Source organism: Rhizobium sp. 01N447_2 (genome assembly GCF_056399245.1).
This window is the reverse complement of record NZ_JBFTQY010000017.1, coordinates 1-12,212: the sequence shown is the minus strand read 5'-3', so window position 1 is coordinate 12,212 and position 12,212 is coordinate 1. Positions and strand designations below refer to the sequence as shown.

Genomic DNA, 12,212 nt, shown 5'->3' with positions numbered 1-12,212 from the left:
AATCGCCGGTCGTCCAACAATCCAACAAGGGGAAAGGCAAGCAAATGAACGGGGATGACAAACAAATCGTGGTTGGCAGGCGTACCGTCCTGAAGGGCGGCGCCTTTGCCCTTGCTGCAGCGACGGCAGGGATCAGCGTGTTCGTGCCGCGTCACTCGAAAGCCGCCGCTTCCAAGGTCGTCATCAAATATGACTGGCTGATGAGCAATGGCCAGATCGGCGATATCGTCGCAGTCAAGCAGGGCCTGTTCCAGGCCGAGGGTCTAGACGTCGAGTTTTCCCCCGGCGGTCCCAATTCGGCAACGGTGCCGCCCGTGATCACGGGTGATGCGCAGCTCGGCCAATTTTCGGATTCGGCACAGCTTCTTCTTGCCAGGTCGTCCGGCGTGCCGATCAGGATCTTCGCCTGCGGTTTCCGCATGGCGCCGTTCGCCTTCTATTCACTGCCGAAGGCGCCGATCCGCACCGTCAAGGATATGGTCGGCAAGCGCATCGGCATCCAGCCGACAGCCCGTTACGTGCTCGATGCCATTCTGCCGAAGAACGATATCGATCCATCGAGCCTGACCATCACCAATATCGGCTTCGACATGACGCCGCTGATGACCGGCCAGGTCGATGCCGTGACCGGGTGGATCACCAACACGCAGGCGCTTTCCATCATCGGTCCCGACCGGATCGATCTGATGATGAAGGAGACGGGCCTGCCCTCCTACGCCAATGTCTATTTTGCCACCGACGATGCCGTGACCGGCCATGCCGAGACACTGGCAAAGGTGCTGCGTGCCGTCGCCAAGGGCTGGGCCTGGACGCATGAACATCCTGAAGAGGCGGTCAAACTGACGGTGGAAGCCTATCCGCAGCTCGACCTTGCCGTAGAGCTGAAGACGGTGCCGCGCATCCTGTCACTGAGCTTCGACGCAGCGACCGGGAGGGATGGCTGGGGCAGCTTCGATCCGGCCGCGCTTGCCGAGCAGATTGCCGTTTACGACAAGATCGGTCAGTTCAAGAGCGGCGCGCCGAAGCTGGAGGATTGCTATACGACTGAGATACTCGACATGACGGCGGGTGACCGCCCGAAGATTGCGTGAGAGCGGATTTGCCTGAAGCAGCGGCCATCGAAACCAAGGATCTGGCTGTCGGTTATGCCGGCGCTGTCGAGACGACCCGCATTCTGTCCGGCGTCGACCTCAGCGTCGACAGGGGCGAGTTTCTGACCATTCTTGGTCCCTCCGGCTGCGGCAAGTCGACCTTGCTGCGTGCGGTGGCGGATCTTCTCCCGCCGCTTGACGGGCGGCTGTCGGTGCTCGGCAGGACAGCGTCGGAGGCGCGCCGGCGGCGCGAGGTCGCCTTCGTCTTTCAGGACGCAACGCTGCTGCCGTGGCGGACTGTGAGGGAGAATGTCGCGCTGCCGCTGCAGGTGGGGAAGAAGAGCGTCTCGCGATCGGTCGATCCACGGCCCGACCACTGGATCGAACTGGTCGGCCTGTCGCATCTGGCCGACCGCTATCCGCATCAACTGTCCGGGGGCCAGCGCCAGCGCGTCGCCATAGCGCGCGCGCTTCAATGCGAGCCGGATATCCTGCTCATGGACGAACCCTTCGGTGCGCTCGACGAGATCACCCGCGAACGACTGAACGACGAGCTTCTGGACGTCTGGCGCCGGACCGGCACGACCATCCTGTTCGTGACCCACAGCGTCATCGAGGCGATCTATCTCGGCGGACGCGTGCTGGTCCTGGCGGCCAATCCGGGCCGCGTTCAGGCGCTGATCGATCTGACGCCGCTGAAAGACGAGCGCGGCCTCTGTCGGCGCGAAAGCCTCGATGTCCAGGAGACCGCAGCCCATCTGCGCCGATTGCTGCAGCAGGGGAGTTCGGCTGCATGACGCATCGTCCGTTGTCGTTCGCCGAGGCAATCGGCCTTCCTGTTATCGGCGCCCTCTCGTTGCTTCTCGCCTGGCAATGGCTGGTGCCGGCTCTCGGTATTCCGGCCTATATCGTTCCAACGCCGCTGGCGATCCTGCGCACGCTTGGCATCGAATGGCGCTTCCTGCTGTCGAATGCGATCCCGACATGGGGCGAGGCGGGTCTCGGTTTCCTCCTGGGCAACGGTCTCGCTGTGATCATGGCGATTGCCTTTGTCTATAATCCGCGCTTCCAGGCCGCCTATTTTCCCGTTGTCCTGCTCTTCAATACCATCCCCGTGCTGGCGCTTGCGCCGATCATCATCCTCATTTTCGGCCTCGGCATGCTGCCAAAGGTCATCATCGCCGCTCTCATCTGCTTCTTCCCAACCCTGGTGAATACGGCTCGGGGCCTCAATCTGGCAACGGCGAGCGAGCTTGACCTGATGCATGTGCTTTCGGCGAGCGGGTGGGAGACGTTCTGGCGCCTGCGCGCGCCACGATCTGCCCCCTTGCTTTTTGCGTCGCTGCGCATTTCGGCAACCACCTGTGTGATCGGCGCGATCGTCGGGGAGTGGATCGGTTCGAACCAGGGGCTGGGCGCTGTCATCATCCAGTCGACATTCAACTATCAGGCGGAAAGGCTTTTTGCCGCCGTCGTGCTCGCCTCTTTCTCCGGCATCGTCTTTTTTGCCGCTGTTGCCCAGATCGAGCGGATTTTCCGTCGGCTGCAGCCGGGGCAGAGCTGAAAGCGTTCAATGCGGGCGCTGCAACGCTGACGCTTTTAAGGATATGACAAGGTCCCCGCTGTTATCTGCAGGAGGCCTTGCCCGTTGCTACTCCTCCATGCTCTCACGGATGTCGGAGAGATCAATGCCATGGGTGTCGAACCACCAGTCGGGACTCATGTCGGAATGGCGGTCACGCAGACGCAGATATTTGGCGCGCAGCCGCTTCTGGCGTTCGACCTCTTCCTTGAAGAAGGGGCGATCGAGCGTGCCGCCCATCTTGTGGATGCGACGGAGCAGTTTTCGCAAGACGTATCCCTGCTCCTTATTGCCCGGCCGGTAGCCGCTTTCCACGATCGTCATGACCGTCTCGCGCAGCGTTCCGAGCGCATCGACTTGCGGCGTGCCGTTGACGATCATGTCGAGACGTTCCGCGCCGAAGCCGACGTCGATGCAGGTTCCGAGCGGATTGACGATGTTTCCGATCTCGACGCCATCCTTATAGAACTCAGTGCAGTATCCGCTGATGCTGCCATCGCTCCACATGCATTCCGGATCCGGCACGATGGGCACGCGCGCCCCATAGAGCGGCGTCCATTCCACCAGACGGTCGGGATGGATCGTCACATGATCCGGCACGAGCCCCAGCGTTCCCAGAAACTCGAGCCAGAAATCGATGGCGTTGCCGACGGTCATTTCCCTGAAGGAGAAAAGGCCGAGCATGGTGAAATGGAGAAGATGGGTTCCGTCGCCGATCTCGTCGAGGTCGCCCATGCGCAGGCAAGCCTGGCTGTTTGCGACGGTTCCACTATGGGAGGGATCGGAGAAGAGGGGCTTGTACTGCTGCATTCCAGCGCTGCAGAAGAGCGTGGTATCATCATGCGGCCGTACGGATTGGATGCGTATGAAATCGATGCCCTTGGAAAGGCAGAACTGTTGATATTGCTGGATCAGGCGTCCCGCGGTGACATAGGCAACCTCCTTCGTTGTTCGTGTGCCTTTGGAAAAGATAGTGGTCTCCGGCGTGCACGGCAACCTGCCGCTACCGAGGATAAGCCGAATGGCGCTCTTGAAGATTGGCTCACTTGAGGCTAAATATAGCCTCAAGTGGAAAGGAGCTTTGCCATGATGGGATTTGCAGTCATCGCCGACGTTCTCGGACTGCCCGCCAGGGAACCCGCATCGCGCTCAGCCTTTGGCCTGCTCTCCAGCATTGAGGAAGGCTTGCCGGTCAAGGCGCTTGATCGCATGGCGCTGCTTCTGGCGCCTGATGATACCCAGTTCAAATATAGGCTCGTTCCAAAGGCCACCTATGAGCGGCGCAAGTCCAAGCATCGGCTCTCCTCCGACGAGGGCATAAAGCTCGCCCGTCTGGCGCGCGTCTGGGGATCGGCGCTGGATGTCTGGCAGACCGAGACCGAGGCCCGCGATTTCCTGTTTCGGCCGCATGCAATGCTGGAGGACAGGCGGCCAATCGACGTGGTCATCCAGAGCGAGATCGGCGGCGAGCTCGTGCTCGATATTCTCGGAAGCCTGAAATACGGCAGCGCTGCGTGAGCGCACAGGTTCTTGACCGCACACTGACATCCATTCGCATCGGAGATCCCAACGGAACCTATCCGATCTTCGACGCCACCGGCTCGACCATCGCGCCGGGACGGTGGAACACATCGGGCAGCCCGATCATCTACACGAGCGAGCATTATTCGACGGCGCTGCTCGAAAAGCTCGTCCACGGCAGCGGGCGGCTGCCGCCCAACCAGCACTATGTCACGATCACCCTACCGCGTGGGCTTAGCTACGAGGTCTTCTCCGAGCCCGCGTTGCCCGGCTGGGACAGTATGCCGGCGAACGTCAGTAAGGCTTTTGGCGAACGCTGGTGCCAGGAAAAACGCAGTGCCGTCMTGCTGGTCCCAAGCGTCGCCGCCCGCGTCGACCGCAACATATTGATCAACTCGGCCCACCCGGAATTCCCATCGATCAGGGCGAGYCTCCACCAACCGGTCTTCTGGGATCGTCGCTTGTTCGGCATGTGACGGGTTGCGGTGCAATCAACGTTTCCGCAGAGCAGATCAAAACGCCGGACAGATGAGGCTTGGTCAGCAGATCATGATGCTGCCACCAAATGCATTGATAGGAGCTCTCGGCCGACGTAGCCAAGGCCTTTATCCAATGGCACAGCAGGCCATTTTAAACGAGGAGGAGGTGGCTGCCTCGACTGCTCACGCGCCCGTCTCCCATGGATTTATCACCGCTGCGCCGGTATCGCCGAAATCGCCGACATTGCGAGTGACGACAATCAGATCATGAACGATCGCGGTTGCGGCGATCAGCCCGTCGATATCGCCACGCGGCCGGATGGCGGCGATGCGGCCCCATTCGACGGCGATCTCGTCGGTCACCGGCAGGATCCGGTCGCCATGATCATAACGTAGCTTGCGCAGCCACTCGGTGAGATGCGCCGCGGTCTTCGGATCAGATTTCTGTTTGAGGGCAATTCCGCGCATGATCTGGCCAAGCTCAACGCACTCAGGTGGATGGTGAGCGGATCGACGGAGCGCAGCCACGAGACCGCCTGCGGCGTGCCGCGTCGCGCCTCCGAGACGATGTTGGTGTCGACCAGATACATCAGAGGGGGACGTCGCGGCTTGGCGTCTTGTTGCGTGCTTCGACCGCATCGGCGAACTCATCGTCCCAGGCGGGGCCACCGATCAGGTCGTCGACGAGCGTCGGCCTGCCGGCGCGCAGGGCGTCGTAGTCGCGGGCGGACAGAACGACGGCCGTGCGTTCGCCACGCACGGTCACCACCTGCGGCCCTTCTTGTCGGGCCTTCTGCACGACCTTCGAAAATTGGTTTTTGGCGTCCTGTAGTTGCCATTCCACCGAATCCGCTCCTAGCTAGACTGTCTAGCTATGTACGCGCAGAATGCTTGTGCGTAAACCGCGGGACGTTCCACAGAGTCCGGTTCTGCTATTAGGTGTCATAACGAAGCTCGACATCATTGTGTCGGCAACGGCGCTTGTCGGTCCTTCTGGAACCCGCGATCACGCCCTCAGCCGCGGCGAGCGGGCCATCAGCCGGGCGTAGGCGATGGCCGAGAGCATGTTGACGTGGTTGGCCTTGCCGGTGCCGGCAATGTCGAAGGCGGTGCCGTGATCGACCGAGACGCGGTCGATCGGCAGACCAAGCGAGACGTTGACCGCCGTGTCGAAGGCCACGAGCTTGATCGGGATATGGCCCTGGTCGTGATACTGGGCGATGACAAGATCGAAGGCGCCGTTATAGGCACGGGCGAAAACCGTATCGGCCGAGATCGGCCCGACGACGTCGATGCCCTTTGCCCGCGCCTGCTCGACGGCGGGTGCCAGAAATTCCATGTCCTCAGTGCCGAACAGGCCGTTTTCGCCGCAATGGGGATTGAGGCCGGCAACGGCGATGCGCGCCTTGCGGCCGAGCCGCAGGAAATGATTGTGGCCGGCTTCGATTGTCGCCAGCACCCGCTCGGTCTTGGCGCGCTCGATCGCACCCTTCAGCGAGATATGGGTGGAGACGTGGATGGTGTTCAGCCGCTCGGAGGCAAGCAGCATGAAGGAGCTCTTCGACCCGGTGAGATGCGCGAGCAGCCCGGTATGGCCGTCATGGTGATGGCCGGCAAGGTTCATCGCCTCCTTGTTGATCGGCGCGGTGACGATGACATCGGCTTCACCTGACATTGCGAGATCGACGGCGCGAGTGATATAGCGCACCGAGGCATCACCGGCGACGGGGCTGACCTTGCCGATCTCGGGTAGGGCCGCGCCGAGCGCGACCTCGTCGACGGCGATCCTGTCGTCACCGGGTGCATCGGCAGGCCCGAACCGCAGCCCGGCGCCGGTGACCCGGTCGGCGCGCTCCAGTGCTTCGACATTGCCGACGATGACGAAATCGCGGCGCTCCTCCCTTGGAAGGGCAGCCAAGGCCTTGACGATCACCTCGGGGCCGACACCAGCCGGATCGCCGAGCGTCACAGCGACTTTCGCATTCCTGTCCATCGATCGAATTCCTTCTAAAAAACCTTACCGCTTAAAAGGCGGCCGCGTAAATCGCGCGAATGTCGGCGCGAGAGAGATCGCGCGGATTGTTGTCGAGCAGACGGCGAATGGCAAAGGCGTCGTCGGCCATGGCGTCGAGATCGGTTTCCGGCACACCGAGGCCGGAGAGCTTCATCTCGATGCCGAGTTCGCCGCAGAAAGCATAGGCCGCATCGAAGACGGATGTGACATTCCCGGAGGTTTCACGCCCAAGCGCTTCCATCACCGCCTTAGTTTTCTCAGGCGCGGACGGTGTATTGAAGGCGAGAACATGCGGGAAGATCAGCGCATTGGCCGCGCCGTGGGCGACATGCCAGCGTGTGCCGAGGGGATAAGCGAGCGCATGGCCGCCGGCGGTGTTGACCGGGCCGAGGCAGAAGCCGCCGTAAAGCGAGGCGAGCGACAGGCCGGCACGCGCCTCGGCGTCATTGCCATCCTTGACGGCGCGGGCGAGATATTTGCCGACGAGGCGCGTTCCCTCGATCGCATAGATGTCGACCATCGCATGGGCCTTGCGGTTGGTGAAGGCCTCGACGCAATGGGCCATGGCATCGACGCCGGTTGCCGCCGTCGTGCGGGCCGGGACGCTGAAGGTCAGGGCCGGATCGATGACGGCGATGTCGGCCAGCATATGCAGGCTTTCCACGGCAAGCTTTGCCATCGTCGCGGGATCGGTGACCAGCGCCCGGATGCCGGCCTCGCTGCCGGTGCCCGATGTCGTTGGCACCTGGGCGAGCGCCACCTTGCGCGGCCCATGCACCTTGTTCGGCCCAACGACCTCGTGCAGCGTCTGGGCGGAGCCGGCAAGCACGGCGGCAAGTTTTGCCAGGTCCATGGCGCTGCCGCCGCCGAAGCCGACGATCAGCTCGGCATCGGCGGCGTTTGCCGCCGCCAGAACTTTTTCGAGATTGGCCGTATCCGGTTCAGGCGTCACTTCGGCAAAGACCGCAACCTCGCCCTTCAGCTCCAGCACGTCGATGCGCGAAGCGTTGAAGGCATCCGAGATGACGAGTGTGCGCCGATAGCCCTTTTCATCAGCCCATTTGCCGAGCTTTCCCGCCGTGCCGACGCCGAATTCGATCAGATGCGGCCGAACTATCGTGATCGGCGAATCCAAGCTGGCCATGAACCAGTCCTCCCTGCAAGATCTTGCGGCACTATCGTCGCCCTCTTTAATGTAAAGTTGTAAGCTGATTGTCAAGCCAGCATTCCAGCGAGCGGAATTTTTTATCATCCGATGTGCGCTCGGTCGTGCGCTTTAAGGCGGCGTTGCACGCTCGTATCGATAAAGATATCAGCGTGTTATGAAATATGTGACGATGAAAAAGGCATGTCAGACACAGCTGGTCATCATCTGTGCGGCGGCGGTGATTAATCCGACCCTGTTGTCAATTTTCCTGTCAGCAATTCCACAGCCGCTGTGATCCTGCATCCTTTCGCACGTGAGCGGATGCAGGTTTACAATTTTCCGGCCGCCGCTTTATTTACGGCAGGAATTGCGGGGCGAGGCTGATATGTTTGATGGCTCGCCGGTAGTAGGTGTAGGCAATATGGAGCGTGCCGTCACCGCCCTGGACGATCGACGGATAAGAGAATTCGCGGTTCAGCGAATCCTTCGAATTGTTGCTGAGACAGAAGCCGTCGCCGGTGTCGAGATCGATGCGATGCGCAAAGCTCCTGCCGCCATCCCTTGATATTGCCAGGCTCAGCGGCGCACGCGGCACACCCCAGACGGCCTTGCGTGCGCTGTTATCGGCAACGACGGCGGTCTCTCCAGCCTCGCCACCCTCGATTTCGTCATAAAGAGACTGGCGCCGTGCATCCGACATGGCGGCATTCGAATGGTTGTAAACCATTGCGATTGCTCCGTCATTCAGGATTGTGGCCTGGATCGAGGAGTTGTTGTTCGGCAATTCGGCGGGCTCGGGCGCACTCCAGGTCTCGCCGCCATTGGAGGATCGGCTGGACAGGATGTTTTCGGCGAAACGGTTGCGGTAGAAGGCGATCATCTCGTCGCCGCCAAGCGGCAGGATGTTCATATGCACCGCGCCGATACTGTCTGGAATATCGCGCATCTGCCAGCTCGCGCCGCCATCACGCGACATCAGCACCGCAGCCGTATCGGCATCGCCGCTCCAGCGCTGGCCGTTCAGGCCAACGCAGCGAAAGACCGGAAGCAGCCAGTCGCCCCTGCCATTGACGACGATCTGCTGGCGAACAAAGGTGCCGGGGCTGTCGCAGAGGATACGAACCGGGCCGAAGGTCTGGCCGCCATCGCCTGAAATCCGGTATTTGACAACTGAACCGTCCTGATTTCCGGAAGTCTGCGAGGTATAGAGCAGCCATATTCTTCCGTCTGGAGCGTTGAAAATCAACGGGTTCTGTTCGGATTTCTCTGGGTCGTCGCTCATCTTTTCCGGCACGGACCAGCGCTCGGAGCCCGGCGCCAGCCGCGACATGTAAATCGAGATATCACCCATGCCCTCCATCGTGCCGCCGAACCAGACGCAGGTCAGCGTGCCGTCGGGCAGAAAGGCGAGATTTGCGGCATGGTTCTGGATGCAGGGGGAGGGCAGATAGGCATCTGCGCGGCCCCCGACAGTCGGGTGAGGAGCGATGGCCCCGGTCATCAGGGCCGGAACGGCTTCCGGAGGCAGGCCGGTAAAACTCATGACGGATCTCCTCAAGGCAGCTTGGCATAGCTTTCGGCGAGTGCAGCATAGTCGGCATCGCCGAGCGGCATCAGCGGCGCGCGTGTGCGCTTCCAGGCGGGATTGCCGGTCTTCAGCCCCACCATTGCCTTGATGGTCGGGATCTGGACGTAGGAATTGGAAAGCGTTCGATAGGCGTTGATGCGCGCTTGCGCCGCTTCGACATCGGCGGCGCGCGCCTCGTCGTGGACATGGTCGTAGACGGTGCGCAGCGAATTCGCCACGAGATTGGAGGTCGCGGTGATGCAGCCGGCACCGCCCGCTTTCAGCAACGGCAGCAGTAGCGGATCGGCACCCGCCAGCACCGAAAAACCTGGATAGGCGGCGATGATCGCCTGCATGTTGTTGAAATCACCGGCAGATTCCTTTATGCCGACGACCGTTTCCGGGAAGGCCGCAATCAGGCGCCCGATCAGCGGAATGGAAAGCGGAACGCCTGAGACCTGCGGAATATGATAGAGGATGACCTGCAAGCGGGTGTCGGCGACCTTTTCCAGCACCTGCGAATAGGCGGCGAAGAGGCCGTCGTCGGAGACACCCTTGTAGTAGAAGGGTGGCAGCATCACCACCTTGGTGACACCAAGCGACAGCGCGTGCCGGGTGAGTTCCACAGTCTCGGGAATGGCGACGACGCCGGTGCCCGGCAAAAGCCTGTCGGCAGGAATGCCGGCCTTCAGTGCTGCTTCCAGAATGGCGCGGCGCTCGGCTCCGGAGAAGGAATTGGCCTCGCCCGTCGTGCCGAGCAGCGCCACGCCATGGCATCCCTCGGCCAGCAACTGCCGGCAATGGTCGGTGAAAAGGGCGAAATCCGGCCTATTGTCTGCCGTCAGCGGCGTTGCGGAGGCGCTGAAAACGCCGGTAATCCTGTGCTGGCTCATTTCCGCCCTCCTCGGCGCGTCCTGTCTTGCCGATCCGTGTTCGAACCGGGGGCTGCGCGTTCCAATTGTCATCCGTCTGTCGCGATGGAGTGCAAAGAACTTTTATATTGCCGCGCTTTTGTCAAGAAGACAAAATGCCGTGACCCCGCTGCAAAAAGTTATCTATCTGTTATAACTTATATATTTTCAGGAGAAAATTTTGTTCGAACTGAAAATGCGATTTTTTGTTGACATATTTACAATAACGAGAGAACGATACGGAACGGATTGTGCTGCGCCTGGCAGGTGCAGGGAGAGCGCTGCCGAATTCACTCTGGGAGGAATGCCATGTCTGATCAATCGGATAAAACCAATATATCACGCCGTAACGCGCTGAAGCTCGGCCTTGCAGCCGGCGTCGGCCTCACCGTATTCGGGATGAATGCCCGCATCGTCATGGCCGATGAAGGCCAGGTCCTGAAGGTCGCAAATCCGGCCTTCGACCAGGACTGGTCGCCGCTGCGCGGTGGCGGCAGAACCTTCCGCTGGAATTCCATCTGGTGGGCATCGCCGATGTATTTCGACAGCGAAGGCAATATCAAGCCCTACGTCTTCACCAGCTGGGAATCGGCCGACAACACCGTATGGACCTTCAAGATCGATCCGAAGGCTGTCTTCTCCGACGGCAGCAAGATCACCTCGGCCGATGTCAAGGGATCGTGGGAAGTCTCCTCGATGCCGAACACCAAGAACCAGCGGGCCGACCAGGTGCTGAGCAGGGTCAAGGGTTACGCCGAAATCGCCGCCGGCTCCGGCAACGAGCTGACAGGTGTCGCGACACCCGACGAGGGAACGGTCGTCGTGACGCTGGCTGCTGCAGACCCGATCTTCTTCATGCGCCTGGCAAACCATATCGCGCCGATCACCAAGGCGTCGCAGTCGCGCGGCAGCGACGGCGAGGAGATCATCGATTGGTACAAGCCTGACAGTAAGCCAGTCTTCTCGGGTCCGTTCAAGCTGACCAGCATCGACATCGATGCCGGCAAACTCTCCTTCGAGCCGAATGAGAACTTCTTCGGACCGAAGCCAAAGCTTGCCCGTATCGATATCACCTCGATCGAGGACAATGTCACCGCGACGTCGCTGATCAAGTCGGGCGAGTTCAACGCCCATACCGAACTGATCACCTCGACCATTATCCAGGATCTCGGCCCGGAATTTTCCGCCGGCCCGCTGATTCCGACCAGCCAGCACTTCTGGTTCAACATCTCCCGTGCGCCGATGGACGATCCGAAGGTTCGTCAGGCGCTGATCATGGCCGTCGATCGCGATGGCCTGTTCAAGGCTTCCTATCCCGACGGGCCGCACAAGAAGGCGGACCAGATCCTCAACTCGGTCCCGGGTGCGGAGAATTCCGGCTTCGAGCCCTATCCCTACGATCCGGCGGCTGCCAAGAAGCTGCTTGCGGAATCGACCTATGGCGGCCCGGAGCGCCTGCCGAAGATCCTGTTCGTCGGCATCTCGGGGCCAGCCATTCAGGCTGCCGCCCAGTTCATTGCCGAGCAGTGGCGCCAGAATCTCGGCATCACTGCCGTCGACATGAAGCCGCAGCAAGATTCCTATGCGGGTCCGGATCAGAACTCGGTCCAGATCTTCCGCGACGACGTCGGCACCCGCGTGCCGGATGCCGTCTCCTATCTGGCGGGCAGCATCGCCTCGACCTCGTCGAACGCGCAGAACAAGCTCGGCGGATACAAGAACGACAAGGTCGACAGTGCCCTTGCCGAGGCAACGACCAAGGCTGCGGATGATCCGCAGCGCATTGCTCTCGCCCAGGAAGCCCAAAAGGCGTTCCGCGAGGATTGGGCCTTCATTCCATGGTATTCTCAGGCGATGTCGCGCTGGGCCACCAAGGAGGTCAAGGGAAGGAGGTCAAGGG

The 12,212-nt window shown here is 61.1% G+C and carries 12 protein-coding genes and 1 pseudogene; 6 read left to right on the top strand and 7 right to left on the bottom strand.

Annotated features, from left to right (window positions below; genetic code table 11):
* Window positions 1-44: 44 nt before the first annotated feature.
* Genes AC1ECN_RS13625 through AC1ECN_RS13615 form a run of 3 tightly spaced genes read left to right on the top strand, consistent with a single transcriptional unit; the run spans window position 45 to window position 2,655 of the window.
* Window positions 45-1,091 carry an ABC transporter substrate-binding protein gene (locus AC1ECN_RS13625; protein ID WP_477953201.1) on the top strand — a complete coding sequence of 349 codons (1,047 nt, stop codon included), beginning with the start codon at window positions 45-47 and terminating at the stop codon, window positions 1,089-1,091.
* Between the two features lie 8 nt (window positions 1,092-1,099).
* A complete protein-coding gene (locus AC1ECN_RS13620) occupies window positions 1,100-1,888 on the top strand; it encodes an ABC transporter ATP-binding protein (protein WP_027688735.1) in 789 nt (262 codons plus the stop codon).
* The gene (locus AC1ECN_RS13615) at window positions 1,885-2,655 is read left to right on the top strand and encodes an ABC transporter permease (RefSeq protein WP_024320203.1); all 771 of its coding nucleotides are present in this window, start codon (window positions 1,885-1,887) and stop codon (window positions 2,653-2,655) included. The genes AC1ECN_RS13620 and AC1ECN_RS13615 overlap by 4 nt, the downstream gene beginning before the upstream one ends.
* An 87-nt stretch (window positions 2,656-2,742) precedes the next feature.
* On the opposite strand, the gene AC1ECN_RS13610 is transcribed toward AC1ECN_RS13615, so the two are convergent.
* On the bottom strand, window positions 2,743-3,669 hold the full coding sequence (locus tag AC1ECN_RS13610; protein WP_130666018.1) for an alanine--tRNA ligase-related protein: 927 nt from the start codon (window positions 3,667-3,669) through the stop codon (window positions 2,743-2,745).
* Window positions 3,670-3,759: 90 nt separating this feature from the next.
* On the opposite strand from AC1ECN_RS13610, the gene AC1ECN_RS13605 reads away from it, so the two are divergent.
* Both AC1ECN_RS13605 and AC1ECN_RS13600 read left to right on the top strand, forming a co-directional pair.
* Window positions 3,760-4,191, top strand: coding sequence for an antitoxin Xre-like helix-turn-helix domain-containing protein (locus AC1ECN_RS13605; RefSeq protein ID WP_018070805.1), 432 nt, complete (start codon window positions 3,760-3,762; stop codon window positions 4,189-4,191).
* Window positions 4,188-4,670, top strand: a complete 483-nt coding sequence (locus AC1ECN_RS13600) for an RES family NAD+ phosphorylase (RefSeq protein WP_477953198.1) — start codon at window positions 4,188-4,190, stop codon at window positions 4,668-4,670. Before AC1ECN_RS13605 ends, AC1ECN_RS13600 begins: the two co-directional genes overlap by 4 nt.
* A 186-nt stretch (window positions 4,671-4,856) precedes the next feature.
* Here the strand turns inward: AC1ECN_RS13600 and AC1ECN_RS13595 are convergent.
* From AC1ECN_RS13595 to AC1ECN_RS13570, 6 genes and pseudogenes are all read right to left on the bottom strand, one after another.
* A pseudogene (locus AC1ECN_RS13595) lies at window positions 4,857-5,263 on the bottom strand (PIN domain-containing protein).
* Entirely contained in the window at window positions 5,263-5,517 is a 255-nt protein-coding gene (locus AC1ECN_RS13590) for a type II toxin-antitoxin system Phd/YefM family antitoxin (RefSeq protein WP_024320200.1), read from the bottom strand. Before AC1ECN_RS13590 ends, AC1ECN_RS13595 begins: the two are co-directional and overlap by 1 nt.
* Before the next feature lie 162 nt (window positions 5,518-5,679).
* Entirely contained in the window at window positions 5,680-6,666 is a 987-nt protein-coding gene (gene pdxA, locus AC1ECN_RS13585) for a 4-hydroxythreonine-4-phosphate dehydrogenase PdxA (protein ID WP_027688738.1), read from the bottom strand.
* A 31-nt stretch (window positions 6,667-6,697) separates the two neighbouring features.
* On the bottom strand, window positions 6,698-7,831 hold the full coding sequence (locus AC1ECN_RS13580) for an iron-containing alcohol dehydrogenase (protein WP_130690461.1): 1,134 nt from the start codon (window positions 7,829-7,831) through the stop codon (window positions 6,698-6,700).
* Window positions 7,832-8,189: 358 nt separating this feature from the next.
* Window positions 8,190-9,377 carry a sialidase family protein gene (locus AC1ECN_RS13575; protein ID WP_130689105.1) on the bottom strand — a complete coding sequence of 396 codons (1,188 nt, stop codon included), beginning with the start codon at window positions 9,375-9,377 and terminating at the stop codon, window positions 8,190-8,192.
* An 11-nt stretch (window positions 9,378-9,388) separates the two neighbouring features.
* The gene (locus AC1ECN_RS13570; protein ID WP_018070812.1) at window positions 9,389-10,294 is read right to left on the bottom strand and encodes a dihydrodipicolinate synthase family protein; all 906 of its coding nucleotides are present in this window, start codon (window positions 10,292-10,294) and stop codon (window positions 9,389-9,391) included.
* Between the two features lie 327 nt (window positions 10,295-10,621).
* Here AC1ECN_RS13570 and AC1ECN_RS13565 point away from each other — a divergent pair.
* A partial coding sequence (locus tag AC1ECN_RS13565; RefSeq protein WP_477953194.1) for an ABC transporter substrate-binding protein occupies window positions 10,622-12,212 on the top strand: 1,591 nt, incomplete at its 3' end.